This is a genomic window from Arthrobacter sp. RT-1 (genome assembly GCF_003367205.1).
In the GTDB taxonomy this organism is placed as follows: domain Bacteria; phylum Actinomycetota; class Actinomycetes; order Actinomycetales; family Micrococcaceae; genus Arthrobacter.
The window spans coordinates 138,146-152,457 of record NZ_QRGQ01000040.1 but is presented as its reverse complement, the minus strand read 5'-3'; the positions used below and the strand labels follow the sequence as shown (position 1 = coordinate 152,457).

Below are 14,312 nucleotides of genomic sequence, written 5' to 3'. Positions count from 1 at the left end.
ACATCGATTCCGTTGAATGGTTCCGGGTCAGGAGTCGGCAAGGTTCCGGGCAATGCCGCGGGCGGCTGTCTGCAGGGCGGGCACCAGCGCCTGCAGACGCATCTCGCGCAGGGGAACCACGACGCCGAGGGATGCCACCGCGCGTTGCCTGCGGCTAAGCACGGGGACGGCGATGCCCCACGTGTCCGGGTCCACGACGCCGGCCAGCTGGGCGAAGCCCTGATGGGACGTTTCGCTGAGCAGCGCGCGGATGGCGTCCCTGGTGACCTTTCCGTCGGGGTCGACGAACTGCTCCAGGTATTGCGCCTGGAGTGCCTTGTCCTGGTGCGCCATCAGCGCCAGCCCCGCAGAAGAGATGTGGACGGGCATCCGCCCGGCCACCTGGGCACGGTTGGCCACGGAACCCCGCCGGGACAGCCGCTCCACGAAGAGCGCCTCCCAGCCGTCCAGCACGGCGAAGTTCACGTTCTGGTTGAGCACCTGCTGGATGTCCTCCATGAACGGCATGGCCGCCTGGCGCAAGGCAAGGGTTGGGGACGTGCGGTTCACCAGCTCCCACAGCCGCAGCCCCGGACGCACCATGCCCTCAGGCCCCGTCTCCAGGAGTCCATGCCCCGCCAACTGCCGGACCAGCCGGTGCGTGGTGGTGAGCGGCAGGTCCGCCCGGACCGCAAGGTCGGACAGCTGGAGCGTGCTGACTTCCGGCGGAAAGGCAGAGATGAGCCGGACGATCCGGTCCACCACCGAATCGCCGGACCTCGAATTCGCCACGCAGCACCAGCTTCCGATGAATGGTTGAAGCCTCAGGGTACCGCCCGCCGCTGCAGGCGGCTAGGCCGTCGTCGTGCGTTGACGCACCCGGCGCCACGCTCCCGGGCAAGCACCACGGCAATCCCGACGGCGGCCCCGATCACCGTTTCGATGATGCGGTCCCGGAGCAGGATGCCGGGCGCCGAAGGCACCACCAGCAGCGTGGAGATCAAGGCCAGCGGGGTGACGAACACCTGGGCCAGCAGGTACTGCCGGATGATGAACATCTCCGCGCCGAACTGGCACAGCGCCATCACGAGCACTGTCTGCCATGGTTGCAGCCCCAGCAGCACGATGCCGGCCAGGATCACCAGGCCCAGCACCGTGCCGATGATCCTTTGGATTCCGCGGCGCACCCGGTGGCGGGTGGTGTGCCCCACGAGCGGAACCACGGCAGCCACCATGGCCCAGTAGTTGTGGCCGAATCCAAGCCGTTCCCCTGCCCAGGTGGCCAGTGCCCCGGCGAGCCCGGCGGCCACCAGGTAGCCAAAGCCTTCCAGCCATGCCGCCCGTTTCTCGTCCGGGGTGCGCCGGATGGGCCGGGGCCTGGCCCACGGCGTGCGGTGGCTGGGCAGCACGCGGGAGGAGAATCCGATCAGCAGGCAGAAGCCGGTAGTGAGGACGGAAACCAGCATGCCCTGCCACAGCGGGGGCTGGTTGGGGATGGAGGCAATGGCGGCGAAGGCAAAGATGTGGAACAGCGAACCCGCCGGGCGCAGCCGCAGCCACGAGATGGCAACCGAGCAGGCCCCGGCAACCACGGTGGTGGCGAGGACCAGGAGCCAGGTGGTGGGGACGTCCAGGCCCCAGGCCGCCTCCGTCCTCGCAGCGAGGGCCGCCAGGAGGATCACCAGCAACATCAGCAGCCCGGCGCGCAGCTGCAGCGCGAAGCGGATGCCGTGCGGCTCGCCGCGGCCGTAGATTCCGGTGAACGCCCCGAAGGACGCGAAGATGGCGAGGTCCAGCCTCCCCAGGAGGACCAGGATGAAGAGCGGAACGAAAACTCCCACGGCGCATCTCAGGGCAGGGTGGTGGTCCTTGTTGGCGGGAGCAATGCTGAACATCTCAGCGAGCATCTTCACGTGGCAATAGCGCCTTTCCTGCGGTACCTGGTTGGACGGGCGGCCGCGCTGACGTTCCTTCACGATCTTACGGCGCCGGCTCCGGAAACTGCCCGCCGCGTTCCCTTGAATGGAATCAGGAGGCAATGCTGCCGAAACAGCACCCGGCGATGCTTATGCCATGACGCCACGCGCACAGAATTCCCCAGCCGCCGAGCTGAGCTGTGAAGTCTGCGGCCTGATGCCCGAACCTCCCAAAACCCGCTTGACCCTGGCCAACGTGGCCGTGATGCTGCCGATCGAACTCCTGGTCCACGCCCTGGTGGTGGACACCCAGCTCCCCTACGTGGCCAAAGTCCTCGTACTGGCCGTCACCGCCACGGTCCTGGTGATCTGGGTGGCGGAGCCGTCCGCTGCCCGGATCCTGCGCGGCTGGCTGCACGCCCCCGCACTCCGCCACCGCCGGAAGCTTGGTACGGCACCGGCTCTGTGGCGGGCACGGACAGTCCTGCGCGACGAGCCGGGGTCGCTGCAGAAAGTCACCAAGGCACTGGCCCGCCTGGACACCAACATCCTCAGCATCCACGTCCATCCGGTGCCGGGCGGGGTGCTGGACGAGTTTGTCCTTGCGGCTCCCGGCTCCGTCAGCGAACGCGAGTTGCTGGAGGCCCTGCACGAATCCGGCGGCACCCGGGCGCACGTCTGGCCCACCACTGCCTTGGCTATGGCCGACGGCCAGACCAGGGCGCTGAGCCTGGCCGCCCGGATTGCCGACGCCCCGGAGGAGCTTCCCCTGGCCGTGGCGGAACTGCTGCGGGCGCGGATCCTCAGCCCGGCAGAGGCCGTCCTGGAAAAGCACGACGCCGGCACCCGCCTGAAGATCCCCACCGCCTGGCACGGGCCCATCATTTTCGTCCGGCCCGGCGAACCGTTCACGCCCGCGGAGTCCGCCCGCGCCCACCGGCTCGCAGAGCTCGCCGAGATCCTGGCGCACCGCCCGGCTGCCTCCGGTCCCAACTAGGTAGCGCTAACTGCCGTATTGAGGCCCCAAAACGGCAGTTCGCGCTACCCAGTTGGGTGCTACATCCGCAGGGTGAGGGCGGAGGGGACCATGGTCATCAGGACGTGCTTGCCCTGTCCCTCATGGTCGCCGTCCAGCTGGTAGTCGTCGTTGTGCTCCAGGCTGATCTCTACTGACTTGCCCTGGAAGTACTCCACCGCGGTGTCCTTGCCCCGTCCCTTTCCGATGATGCCTGCAAGTACGGACAGCCAGCCCAGCCGGCCGTGGTGCGGCGCCAGGACCGCGATGTCCAGCAGCCCGTCATCCATTTTGGCGTCCGGGAAGATCTCCAGGCCGCCCTGGACCTTGCCGCAGTTGCCCACCATGACGCTGCGGACGCCCCGGCGCACCACGGTTTGGCCGTCGATCACCACGGTGGCCTTCACGGGTTTGCCGGGAAGGTTGCGGATACCCGCGTCAACGTAGGCGAGCCAGCCCACCTTGTCCTTGAGGTCCTCGTTGGTGTCCGCCATGATGGTGGCGTCGTACCCCACCCCGGCCATGACAAGGAACAGCTGCTCCTCGTCGGGGTCGCTGCGGCGGGCGCGGACCACGTCGATCTTCCGCTCCGTACCGATCAGCGCACCGGCCATGGCGCCGTCGTAATCCGTGACGTCCATGCCAAGATTGCGGGCCAGCAGGTTGCCGGTACCCAGCGGCAGCAGGCCCATCGGGACGTCGCCGCCGGCAAGGACCTCGGCGACGCACCGCACGGTCCCGTCGCCGCCCGCGGCGATGACGATGTCCGCTCCCGCGGCTAGGGCGTCCTTCGCCTGGCCGACGCCCGGGTCTTCCTTGGTGGTCTCGTACCAGAGCGTCTCGCCCCAGCCGTTTTCGACGCAGTGCTTGGCCACCAGGCCCCGCACGTCGATGTCCACCGGCTTGGCGGGGTTCACGATGATGGCGGCGCGCTGAAGCGTGTTGGAGCTGTGGGTGGTCATGGTGTCCTTCGGGCGTTGATCCGGGCGGAGCGGATGATGGTGAAGATCCCCAGGGCCTCAACCGCGGCGATGACAGCAATCATCCAGTACAAACCCTGTGCCGCCACCAGAACCATGCCGAGCAGGCTGGTGGCAATGCTCACGATGACCGGCAGCAGCCAGGCGGGCCGGGACGAACGGCCCGCGGGAGGCGCGTCGGAGGTGGTCTGGGGGTCGCTCATGCGGTACGGCTCCTTGGGCTGTTTCCGGTGAATCCTGTTCCTTGCAGGCTACAGCGCCTTGACCGCCCCCAGCACCTGGGCCAGCGAGTCCTTTGCGTCTCCGAACAGCAGTGACGTCTGGGGTTCGTACAGCAGGTCGTTTTCGATCCCGGCAAATCCCGGACGCATCGAACGCTTCAGGAACACCACCTGCCGGGCATCCGCCACCTCCAGGATGGGCATGCCGTAAATCGGCGAGCCGGAGGAGGTCTTCGCCGCCGGGTTCACAACATCGTTGGCGCCCACCACCAGCGCCACGTCCGCGGTCTTGAACTCCGGGTTGATCTCACCCATCTCCTTGAGCGACTCGTAGGGCACATTCGCCTCGGCCAGGAGCACGTTCATGTGCCCCGGCATCCGCCCTGCCACCGGGTGGATGGCAAAATCGACGTCGATGCCGCGGGCCTCCAGGGCCTGCGCCAGTTCCGCCGCGGTGTGCTGCCCCTGCGCCACAGCCAGGCCGTACCCCGGGACAATGATCACGCGCTGCGCATAGCCCAGCAGCACGGCCACGTCCTCGGCGCTGGACGACCGGACAGGACGCTCGCTCACGGCGGTGGACCCCGCCGTCGAACCTCCCCGGAAGGCGCCGAAGAGGATGCCTGCCACGCTCCGGCCCATGGCCGCTGCCATGGCCCGGGTGAGGATGGTGCCCGAAGCGCCTACCAGGGTGCCGGCGACCACCAGGAGGACGTTGCCCAGGACCACGCCGGACGCGGCGACGGCCAGCCCGGTGAACGCGTTCAGGAGCGAGATGACGATGGGAACGTCGGCCCCGCCCACGGGCAGCACCAGCAGGACGCCGGCCGCCAGGCCCAGGAGCAGCAGCACCACCGCGAGCGCCGCTGAACCGGTCAGGATGACGCCGACGGCGGTGCCCACGGCGGCGAGCAGCACGGCAGCCATCACCACGGGGAGCCCGGGGAACACCACCGGGCGGGTGGTCATCAGTTCCTGCAGTTTGGCGAAGGTCACCGCGGAACCGGCAAAGGAGACGGCACCCACGAGGAGGGTGAACACGATGGCCAGCCGAACCCAGGGATCGGCCGTGTGGCTGAGTTCCAGAAGCGCCACCAGGGCAGCGGCCCCGCCGCCCACGCCGTTGAAGGCCGCCACCAGCTGCGGCATCTGCGTCATCTTCACGCCCCGGGCCACGGGCGCAGCCACCACGGTACCCACGGCAATGGAACCGAGGATCCAGGGGATGTTGTCCAGGCGCATGGACAGGAACACCGTGATGACGCCGATCAGCGCGCCGAGCGCGCCGATGAGGTTTCCCCGCCGGGCTGTCCGCGGGGAACTCAGGCCACGCAGCGCCAGGATGAAGAAGACCGCTGCGACGAGGTACAGCAGCGAGGTCCAGACGGGATCGAGGATGCTCACTTGCTGTCCGCCTTCGCCGCGGTCCTGGCAACCTCTTTCTTGGCGTGGAACATGTGGAGCATCCGGTCCGTGACCACGAACCCGCCCACCAGGTTGGCGGTGGCCAGCACCACCGCGAGGAGGGCCACGGCCAGGGCCAGGGGATCGGCGGCCTGCCCGGCCACGATGATGGCCCCCACCAGGATGATGCCGTGGATCGCGTTGGCGCCGGACATCAGGGGTGTGTGCAAGGTGCTGGACACCTTGGACACCACCTCGAAGCCAACGAACACGGCCAGGACCGTAATGGTCAGCAGGCTCATCCCGTCCATCAGAGCACCCCTTCCTGCCCGGCCCGGGTTCTGGCGCCGAGGAGTTCCGCCGTGGGCAAGTGCCGGACAGCGCCGTCGTGGGTGAGGCAGGCCCCGGCCACCACCTCATCATCGAAGTCCGGGGTCACCACGCCCTCATGGATCATGAGTGCCAGGAGGTTGGCCACGTTCTTTGCGTAGAGGCGGGAAGCGTCCGAAGCCATCGCCGAGGCGGGGTCCTTCAGGCCCACCAGCGTGACGTGCCCGGCGCCGTCGGCGGTGGGGACGGCGATGTCCTGGCCTGGTACCACGCCCTCCACGTTGCCGCCTGACTCCGCGGCGAGGTCGACGACGACCGAACCGGGGCGCATGCCCTGCACCATCTCGCGGGTCACCAGGAGCGGGGCGCGCCTGCCGGGGACTGCCGCCGTCGTAATCAGCACGTCCGACTGTGCGACGTGCGGTGCCAGCAGCTGCCGCTGTCGCGTGCCGGCATCGGAGCTGAGCTGGCGGGCGTACCCGCCCGCAGCCTCCGCTGTTTCGAGGTCCAGCCGGATGAAAGTGCCGCCCATGGAGGCCACCTCGTCCGCGGAGGCGGGGCGGATGTCGTTGGCGAAGACGCGGGCGCCCAGGCGTTTGGCGGTGCCGATGGCCTGCAGGCCGGCCACGCCGGCACCGAGCACCAGGACGCGGGCCGGCGGAACAGTGCCGGCGGCGGTCATGTACAGGGGAAAGAACCTGGGCAGCCGGATGGCTGCTTCCAGGACGCAGCGGTAGCCGGCCACCAGGGCCTGCGAGCTGAGCGCGTCCATGGACTGGGCGCGGGAGATGCGGGGCACGAGTTCGAGGGCGAACGCCGTGACGCCTGCCTCGGCGAGCGCCTCCACCGTGGGCAGTTCGGACGACGGCGATGCAAGCCCCACGGTCACCGCTCCCCGCTTCAGGGACCTGGCGGTGTCCGGGTCGAGGGGGCGGACGTGGGCCAGGGCGTCCAGCCGGGCAAGGTCCAGCCCAGGGACCACCTGCGCCCCGGCCTGCCGGTAGTCGTGGTCAGGATGTCCGGCGGCGGAACCCGCGCCTTCCTCCAGCAGGACTTCCGCGCCCAGGGCGGTCAGTTGCTTGACGGTTTCCGGCGTGGCTGCAACACGCCATTCACCGTCCCGGCGTTCCCGCGGAATGCCCAGTTTCACCCGCTGACTCCCCTCGCAGACAAGTGCGGCGGCGGCCTGCGAAGCCGGGTCCCGGAATTTGTCCGGAGACGGGACCTTCGCGGAGCGGCGCTGCTGCACGTAGTTGGCTAGAGTCTATGGCCCGCACTGCTGCGGCGGGAGTGGGTCGGCCGGCTTGGATGGGAAACAGTTACATTAGGCGCTTCGCCGCTGATGCGGGCGGGACGGCCCGCCGCCAGCCAGCCGGTAGGAATCCTGGAGCAGTTCCCCGAGGAGCCGGGCGTCGATCCGGTCAAGCCGCACCAGCACTAATTGGGGTGAACGCTCGTGGTGGGGTGTCCAGAAGTAGGTGTCCGGCTCGGTCCCGGCCAGCGCCTCCCGCTCCTCCGTCTTGACCGTGAGGACACCGGGTTCCCAGATCCGGGCCATCAGGGTCCTCGCAAACCACGCCGGCTGGCCCCAGCTCAGCCGCTCGGTGACACCTGGCAGCGCGAGCGCGGCTTCCCGGACATCATCTTCCGTGACCACCCTTTATCCCCGGGCGCCGAGATCTGCTGAGACCAGTTTGGCCGTGGCCACGATCTCGCGGGCAATCGAGGCCAGGTAGGCATCCCTGTCCGGCTGGGCGGCGACGGACTGCGCCTGCAGGGAGACGTTGACGGCGGCCACTACCTTCGTGGGTCCGTCGTAGACCGGGGCCGCAACGGACATCAGCCCCAGTTCCAGCTCCTGGTCCAGCAGGCACCAGCCCTGGGCCCGGACCGTCTCCAGCTCTGCCAGCAGTTCCGGAACGGTTCCCAGGCCCCGCGGAGTAAGGGGTTTGATGTCAGCCGCGGACAGGTAGGCGTCCAGTTCTGCCGGCGGAAGATGTGCGAGCAGGACCCTGCCCATAGAGGTGGCGTAGGCCGGGAAGCGGGTGCCCACGGTGATGCCGATGGTCATGATCCGGCGGGTGGTCACCCGGGCGATGTAGGCGATGTCGGTGCCGTCCAGCACGGCCGCGGAGGTGGATTCGCCGAGCTTCAGCGAGAGCTCCTCAAGGTGCGGCTGCGCGAGCTGGGGCAGCGAAAGCCCGGAGAGGTACGCGTAACCGAGCTGCAGGACCTTGGCGGTGAGCGCGAACGTCTTGCCGTCTGTCCGCACGTAGCCCAGCTCCACCAGGGTGTGCAGGAACCGCCGCGCCGTGGCCCGGGTCAGGTCAGTCCTGCCGGCCACTTCCGTCAGGGTCATCACCGGATGGTCGGTGTCGAACGCGCGGATCACGGCCAGCCCGCGCGCCAGCGACTGTACGTACTGGTCGCTGGCTTGCGGGGCGCCCGCTACTGCTGCTTCGGTCATGGTTACCAATCCTAGGGCCGCCGGGTTTCGACGGGCTCAACCAGCGGCTGGAGCGGCCTTGAGCGGGACGGGGACGAGTTCCTGGAGTTCCTCGAGGGTGCAGCCGAAGGTTTCGCGGACGCTGACGCCCTCGGGTCCGGTGAGGAACACTGCCTTGTCCGTGTAGACCCGGGTCACGCAGCCCACGCCGGTGAGCGGGTAGGTGCAGGACTCCACGATCTTGGACGCGCCCTCGCGGGTCAGCAGGGTCATCATGACGAACACATCCTTGGCCCCGGTCGCCAGGTCCATGGCACCGCCGACCGCGGGGATCGCGCCGGGCGCGCCGGTGTGCCAGTTGGCGAGGTCACCGGTGACGGAGACCTGGAACGCGCCCAGGACGCAGATGTCCAGGTGCCCGCCACGCATCATCGCGAAGGAGTCGGCGTGGTGGAAGTACGAGGCTCCGGGGAGTTCGGTGACGGGGATCTTGCCGGCGTTGATCAGGTCGCCGTCGATTTCGTCACCCTGCGCTTCTGGTCCCATGCCGAGCATCCCGTTCTCCGTGTGGAGGGTGATGTCCTGTTCAGCGGTGAGGTAGTTGGACACCAGGGTGGGCTGGCCGATCCCAAGGTTCACGAAGGACCCGGGGGCGATGTCGCGGGCCACCAGGCGGGCCAGGTCGTCGCGCCCCAGCGGGGTGGCGGAGGTCTGGAGGGACGTTGCGATGCTCATGTCAGGCCGCCTTCTCGGTGGTGCCCGCCGGGATGCGGACAATGGTGTTGACGTAGATGCCGGGGGTGACCACGGTCTCCGGGTCCAGCGACCCGGCGGGGACGATCTCGGACACCTGCACGATAGTCTGCTTCGCTGCGGCGGCCATGATGGGGCCGAAATTCCGGGCGGTCTTGCGGTAGACCAGGTTGCCCTTGCCGTCGGCCTTGAGTGCCTTGATCAGGGCGACGTCGGCGTGGATGGGCGTTTCGAAGACCTGGCCGCGGCCGTCGATGATGCGGGTTTCCTTGCCTTCGGCCAGCATGGTGCCGTACCCCGTGGGGGTGAAGAATCCGCCGATGCCGGCACCGGCGGCGCGGATCCGCTCGGCCAGGTTGCCCTGCGGCACCAGTTCCAGCTCGATTTCGCCGGCTTTGTACTTGGCGTCGAAGTGCCAGGAGTCGGACTGCCGCGGGAAGGAACAGATCATTTTCCGCACCCGGCCTTCCTTGATCAGCAGGGCAAGGCCCTGGTCGCCCTGGCCGGCGTTGTTGTTCACCACGGTCAGGTCCGTGGCGCCGCAGTCCATCAGCGCATCGATCAGTTCGAACGGCTGCCCGGCGTTGCCGAAACCGCCGATCATCACCGTGGAGCCGTCCTTGATGCCGGCCACGGCCTCGTTTACGGAGTCAACAAAAGTCAGCATTGCCTAGCCCTTCACGCCAGTAGTTACGTTTTCGAGCACCACGGCCAGGCCTTGCCCGACGCCGATGCAGATCGCCGCGACGCCCCAGCGCTCCCCGGAGGCCTGCAGCGACCGGGCAAGGGTGCCCAGGATCCGGGTTCCGGACGCGCCCAGCGGGTGGCCCATGGCGATGGCGCCGCCGTGCCGGTTCACGATCGAGGGGTCGATGCCCCAGGCGTTGATGCAGGCCAGGGACTGCGCGGCGAACGCTTCGTTAAGTTCGACGGCGCCCACCTGGTCCCAGCCGATGCCCGCCTTGGCGAGGGCCTTGTTCGCCGCCTCCACCGGGGCGAACCCGAAGTACTGCGGATCGTTGCCGTGCGCACCACGCCCGGCAATGCGGGCCAGCGGTTCGAGCCCCAGCAGCCCGGCGGCAGCCTCGGACCCCACCCAGGCCGCGGAGGCGCCGTCGGACAGCGGGGAAGCGTTGCCGGCCGTGACCGTGCCGCCCACCTCTGCGCCCTCGGGCTCTGAACGGAACACCGTCTTCAAGGCAGCCAGCTTCTCAGCCGTGGAACCGGGACGGATGCCCTCGTCCCGCACCAGGTCCGTGCCCGGAACCGGGGCCACCAGGTTGTCGTAGAACCCCTCGTCCCACGCGGCGGCGGACAGGTTGTGCGAGTTCGCGGCGAACTCATCCTGCGCTTCCCGGGTCACCCCGTATTTTTCACGGAGCCTTTCGGTGGCCTCACCGAGGGAGATGGTCCACTCCTTGGGCATCGCCTTGTTCACCAGGCGCCAGCCCAGGGTTGTGGAGGCCAGGGTCATGTCCCCGGCCGGGTAGGGCTTGTCCGTCTTGGGCAGCACCCACGGCGCACGGGACATCGACTCCGCGCCGCCCACCAGCACCAGGTCCGCGTCGCCGGCGTTGATCTGGCGGGAGGCGATGATCGCGGCATCCAGGGACGAGCCGCAGAGCCGGTTCACCGTGGTGCCCGGGATCGAAACGGGCAGCCCGGCCAGCAAAGTGCCCATCCGGGCGATGTTGCGGTTTTCCTCGCCGGCGCCGTTGGCGTTGCCAAAGACCACCTCGTCGATCCGCTGCGGATCCAGTCCCGGAGCCCGCTTCACGGACTCCCGGATCACATGGGCTGCAAGGTCGTCCGGGCGGACGGCGGCGAGGCCGGAGCCGAACTTGCCGAAAGGGGTGCGCACGGCGTCGTACACAAAAGCCTGGTTCATGACTGTTCCTCTGATTCTGTCCGTTCCCCAACTAGGTCGCAGTAAGTGTCGTTATGAGGGCTCAAAACGACACTTAGTGCTACCTAGTTGGGTGGGGTGTGGGTGTCTGTGGCCGCGGGTGCGGTGTCCATGTCGCGGAACACCTGCTGGGCCGTTTTGAAGGCGGTGTTGGCGGAGGGGACCCCGCAGTAAATGGCGGTCTGGAGCAGGATTTCCTTGATCTCATCCCGGCTCAGGCCGTTGGTGAGGGCAGCGCGGATGTGCATGGCGAGCTCTTCCCAGTGCCCGTGCGCCACCATGGCGGTGATGGTGACGGCGGACCGCATCTGCCGGGAAAGGCCGGGCCGGGTCCAGATGCCGCCCCACGCGATCCGGGTGATCATGTCCTGGAAGTCGTCGGTGAATTCGTCCTTGTTGGCGTTGGCGCGGTCCACGTGCGCATCGCCCAGGACTTCGCGGCGGACCACCATGCCGCCGTCGTAGATCTCCTGGCCGGTGGCACCCGGCTGGACAACACCATGCCGCTCCATGCCGCTCATTTCGCGGCCGCCCGGGACTCGGTCCAGGAGATGAGGTTGCGGAGCAGGTCGGCCACGTGCCCGGGGGCTTCGAACGGGGCCAGGTGGGCCACGCCGCTTAGGGTCGCGGCGTTGGCGATGCCCCCGCCGGCGGTGATGCCCGCGGCAATTTCCTCCGCGAACGACGGCGGCGCAACAGTATCGTCCGCACCGGCCAGGGCCTGCGTGGGGACGCGGATGCTGCCGAGGTCTGCGCGGACATCAAAGGCGGCCAGGGCTTCGCAGCAGAACGCGTAGCTGAAGCGGTCGGCGTCGCGCAGGGCGTGCAGGAGGCGGCTGCTCCGGGCCGGTTCGCGGTCCATGAACCCCTTCGCGAACCAGCGCTCGGCCGAGCCCTGGATCATCACGGGGGTACCCTGGGTGCGGACCGTTTCGGCGCGTTCCAGCCAGCCTTCGGGAGTGCCGAGCTTGGCTCCGGAGCACTGCACGGAGAGGCTCTTGAGACGCTCGCCGTGCTTGATGCCGAGCTGCAGCCCGGTGGCACCGCCCAGGGAAACCCCGGCGTAGTGGAAGGCGGCGCCGGGGGCGATGGAGTCCACGAGGTCCACCACAGCGTCCGCGAGGTCGGCTACGGTGAAGGTTTCGGTTGCGGCCGGCGAGACGCCGTGGCCGGGAAGGTCCCAGGCCACCACGTCGTAATCGGTACCGAGCAGGGTGGCCGCCTCGGTCCACAGGAGGGTGGAGGTGCCGAGGGATGGTCCCGCGACCAGCAGCGGCCTCTCGCCCAGCGCGCGTTGCGGGGACAGCAGCACTGCCTTCAGTGTGGGTTTAGCCACGGTTGGCTCCGTTCGGGGTAGCGGTTGCAAAATCGGCGTAGGCGGCCAGGATGCGGCGTGAGATCCCGCCGGCCTCGCCCAGGTAGCTGGCGGGATCCAGGAGTTCGTCCAGCCGGAGGTCGGGAAGCAGCCCGGCGGGCACGGCCTCGCGGAGCAGTTTGCGGTAGGTGGCGCCCTGTTCCGCCGAGGGTGCCTGGAGGGTCCGGTCCACCACGTCCTGGAGCTGCTGCTTGCCGGTGCGGCCGTCCTTCTCCTCGAGCAGGGGTGAGACCGCGGCGCTGACGCCCTCGGCCAGCAGCAGCGGACCGGCGAGGTCCAGATTGCGGCGCATGGCTTCCGGGAAGACCTGCAGCCCTTCGGTGAGCTCCCGGAGGTGGCCGGCAGCGCCGAGGGTGAGGGCGAGGAGATGCCGGAGTGCGGGCCATTCGGTGTGCCACGCACCGTCGGGGCGTTCGTCGTTGAAGTTTGCGGCGGCGAGGTGCAGCTGTGCCACCAGCTGCGGTCCCTGCAGCGCCGCGCTGCGAACCAGCACGGACAGCACGGGGTTCTGCTTCTGCGGCATGGCGGAGGAGACGCCGCGGCCCGCAGCCCGCGGCTCGGCCAGCTCGGCCACCTCCGGCCTGCTCAGGAACAGCACGTCCGCCGCGATCTTGCCGAAGGCGTCCAGCACCGACGCCAGGGCATGTCCCAGTGAGGTGACGGCCAGCCGGTTGGTGTGCCACGGCGCGGGAGCGGCGGCGAGGCCCAGCTGGGAGGCAAGCGATTCGGCGAGGGTGAACGGTGTGGCGGGGGAATCGGCGGTCAGGACGGTGCCGGCGGCCAGCGTTCCCGCCGCGCCGCCGAACTGGACCGGAAGCTCCAGGTTTTCCAGCTGGCGGCCGGCCGCAGCCACGCCCTGGAACCATTGGGCGGCCCGGAGCCCGAACGTGAACGGCAGCGAGTGCTGCGTCAGGCTCCTGCCCACGCACAGCGTATCCGCATGCTGTTCCGCCAGGGCGGCGAGCGCCGCCGTCGTCCGCTTCACGTCCGCGAGCACCGCCCCCACGGTGGTGTGGGCCATCAGCATCAGCGCGGTGTCCAGCACGTCCTGGCTGGTCAGCGAGGTGTGCACAGCCTTCCCCGCACCGATGCCCTCCGTGTCCAGCGCCGTTACGTGCTTGCGGAGGTCGGACAGCAGGGGGATCACGGGGTTCCCGCCGCCCTGGGCGCGGAGCGCCACATCGGCCAGGTCGTAGCGTCCCGCCTCAGCAGCGGAGGCCACGACGGCGGCGGATCCGGCGGGCGCCAGGCCCGCCTTTTCCAGCACCGCGGCCCAGCCGGACTCGACGGCGAGAATCGCCGCCAGCACCGGGCGGTCCCCGGTCAGCGCAGCCACCAGGGGCGACGCCGAGACAGGGCTCAGGAGTCCGGCGTCGCCACCGGCACCGCTTCCGAAGCTGGCAGGGACGCCGCTGGTCACTGGAAGTCCAGGAAGACTGTTTCGCCCTCACCCTGGAGGCGGATGTCAAAGGTCAGTCCGCCGTCGGGATCCCGCCGGGCGATCAAGGTCTTCCGGCGCTCCGGCTCAAGCGAGGCCAGCAGCGGGTCCTTGGCCAGGGCCTCCTGGTCCTCCGGCAGGTAGATGCGGGTGAAGAGCCGGTTGGTGAGGCCGCGGGCAAAGATGGCCACCGAGATGAACGGCGCGGCGCCCGGCGAGGTGGGGCCGGGGTTGACCGTGGTGAACGTGTACACGCCGGAGTAACCTACGGCGCCGCGGCCCCAGCCCGTGAAGGAGTACCCGTCACGGTGGAACGAACCGGTCTTCTGGACGATGTTGCCCTGGGCGTCGGGCTGCCAGATCTCCAGGATGGCGTCCGGCACTGTCTCCCCGGCGCCGTCGTACACGGTGCCCTGGAGGCGGATGGAGCCGGGCGAGCCGGGGGCGAGGAGTTCGTTGTCCTTTTCGAACGGCAGGGCGTACCCATAGAACGGGCCTACGGTCTGGCCGGGCGTGGGGACAAGCTGCGTGGTCTGGTTGCTCATGTTC

General features: G+C 69.0%; 16 protein-coding genes and 1 pseudogene. 1 reads left to right on the top strand and 16 read right to left on the bottom strand.

What is annotated here, in order from left to right; all coding sequences use genetic code 11:
- Nucleotides 1-27: 27 nt before the first annotated feature.
- Together DXK94_RS18870 and DXK94_RS18865 are read right to left on the bottom strand one after the other, a co-directional pair.
- Complete coding sequence (locus tag DXK94_RS18870) at nucleotides 28-771, bottom strand: IclR family transcriptional regulator (RefSeq protein ID WP_115526101.1); 744 nt, start codon at nucleotides 769-771, stop codon at nucleotides 28-30.
- Between the two features lie 60 nt (nucleotides 772-831).
- Nucleotides 832-1,892: pseudogene (locus DXK94_RS18865) on the bottom strand (FUSC family protein).
- A gap of 160 nt (nucleotides 1,893-2,052) precedes the next feature.
- Here DXK94_RS18865 and DXK94_RS18860 point away from each other — a divergent pair.
- Entirely contained in the window at nucleotides 2,053-2,892 is an 840-nt protein-coding gene (locus DXK94_RS18860) for an ACT domain-containing protein (protein WP_115526214.1), read from the top strand.
- Between the two features lie 59 nt (nucleotides 2,893-2,951).
- Here the strand turns inward: DXK94_RS18860 and DXK94_RS18855 are convergent, their stop codons facing one another.
- From DXK94_RS18855 to pcaG, 14 genes are all read right to left on the bottom strand, one after another.
- A complete protein-coding gene (locus tag DXK94_RS18855; RefSeq protein WP_115526100.1) occupies nucleotides 2,952-3,872 on the bottom strand; it encodes a diacylglycerol kinase family protein in 921 nt (306 codons plus the stop codon).
- Entirely contained in the window at nucleotides 3,869-4,093 is a 225-nt protein-coding gene (locus tag DXK94_RS18850; protein ID WP_115526099.1) for a hypothetical protein, read from the bottom strand. Before DXK94_RS18850 ends, DXK94_RS18855 begins: the two co-directional genes overlap by 4 nt.
- Nucleotides 4,094-4,141: 48 nt before the next feature.
- On the bottom strand, nucleotides 4,142-5,515 hold the full coding sequence (locus DXK94_RS18845; protein ID WP_115526098.1) for an NAD(P)(+) transhydrogenase (Re/Si-specific) subunit beta: 1,374 nt from the start codon (nucleotides 5,513-5,515) through the stop codon (nucleotides 4,142-4,144).
- On the bottom strand, nucleotides 5,512-5,826 hold the full coding sequence (locus DXK94_RS18840; protein ID WP_115526097.1) for an NAD(P) transhydrogenase subunit alpha: 315 nt from the start codon (nucleotides 5,824-5,826) through the stop codon (nucleotides 5,512-5,514). The genes DXK94_RS18845 and DXK94_RS18840 overlap by 4 nt, the downstream gene beginning before the upstream one ends.
- Complete coding sequence (locus DXK94_RS18835; RefSeq protein ID WP_115526096.1) at nucleotides 5,826-6,995, bottom strand: Re/Si-specific NAD(P)(+) transhydrogenase subunit alpha; 1,170 nt, start codon at nucleotides 6,993-6,995, stop codon at nucleotides 5,826-5,828. Before DXK94_RS18835 ends, DXK94_RS18840 begins: the two co-directional genes overlap by 1 nt.
- A gap of 174 nt (nucleotides 6,996-7,169) precedes the next feature.
- On the bottom strand, nucleotides 7,170-7,502 hold the full coding sequence (locus tag DXK94_RS18830) for an MmcQ/YjbR family DNA-binding protein (protein WP_079598050.1): 333 nt from the start codon (nucleotides 7,500-7,502) through the stop codon (nucleotides 7,170-7,172).
- A gap of 3 nt (nucleotides 7,503-7,505) precedes the next feature.
- Nucleotides 7,506-8,312 carry an IclR family transcriptional regulator C-terminal domain-containing protein gene (locus DXK94_RS18825; RefSeq protein ID WP_115526095.1) on the bottom strand — a complete coding sequence of 269 codons (807 nt, stop codon included), beginning with the start codon at nucleotides 8,310-8,312 and terminating at the stop codon, nucleotides 7,506-7,508.
- Nucleotides 8,313-8,348: 36 nt separating this feature from the next.
- On the bottom strand, nucleotides 8,349-9,026 hold the full coding sequence (locus DXK94_RS18820) for a 3-oxoacid CoA-transferase subunit B (RefSeq protein WP_115526094.1): 678 nt from the start codon (nucleotides 9,024-9,026) through the stop codon (nucleotides 8,349-8,351).
- A gap of 1 nt (nucleotide 9,027) precedes the next feature.
- The gene (locus tag DXK94_RS18815; protein ID WP_115526093.1) at nucleotides 9,028-9,711 is read right to left on the bottom strand and encodes a 3-oxoacid CoA-transferase subunit A; all 684 of its coding nucleotides are present in this window, start codon (nucleotides 9,709-9,711) and stop codon (nucleotides 9,028-9,030) included.
- Between the two features lie 3 nt (nucleotides 9,712-9,714).
- On the bottom strand, nucleotides 9,715-10,932 hold the full coding sequence (locus DXK94_RS18810; RefSeq protein WP_115526092.1) for a thiolase family protein: 1,218 nt from the start codon (nucleotides 10,930-10,932) through the stop codon (nucleotides 9,715-9,717).
- Between the two features lie 83 nt (nucleotides 10,933-11,015).
- Complete coding sequence (gene pcaC, locus DXK94_RS18805) at nucleotides 11,016-11,471, bottom strand: 4-carboxymuconolactone decarboxylase (protein ID WP_115526091.1); 456 nt, start codon at nucleotides 11,469-11,471, stop codon at nucleotides 11,016-11,018.
- Entirely contained in the window at nucleotides 11,468-12,286 is an 819-nt protein-coding gene (locus DXK94_RS18800; protein WP_115526090.1) for an alpha/beta fold hydrolase, read from the bottom strand. The genes pcaC and DXK94_RS18800 overlap by 4 nt, the downstream gene beginning before the upstream one ends.
- The gene (locus DXK94_RS18795) at nucleotides 12,279-13,745 is read right to left on the bottom strand and encodes a lyase family protein (RefSeq protein ID WP_115526089.1); all 1,467 of its coding nucleotides are present in this window, start codon (nucleotides 13,743-13,745) and stop codon (nucleotides 12,279-12,281) included. The genes DXK94_RS18800 and DXK94_RS18795 overlap by 8 nt, the downstream gene beginning before the upstream one ends.
- A complete protein-coding gene (gene pcaG, locus DXK94_RS18790) occupies nucleotides 13,742-14,308 on the bottom strand; it encodes a protocatechuate 3,4-dioxygenase subunit alpha (protein ID WP_115526088.1) in 567 nt (188 codons plus the stop codon). The genes DXK94_RS18795 and pcaG overlap by 4 nt, the downstream gene beginning before the upstream one ends.
- Nucleotides 14,309-14,312: the final 4 nt, after the last annotated feature.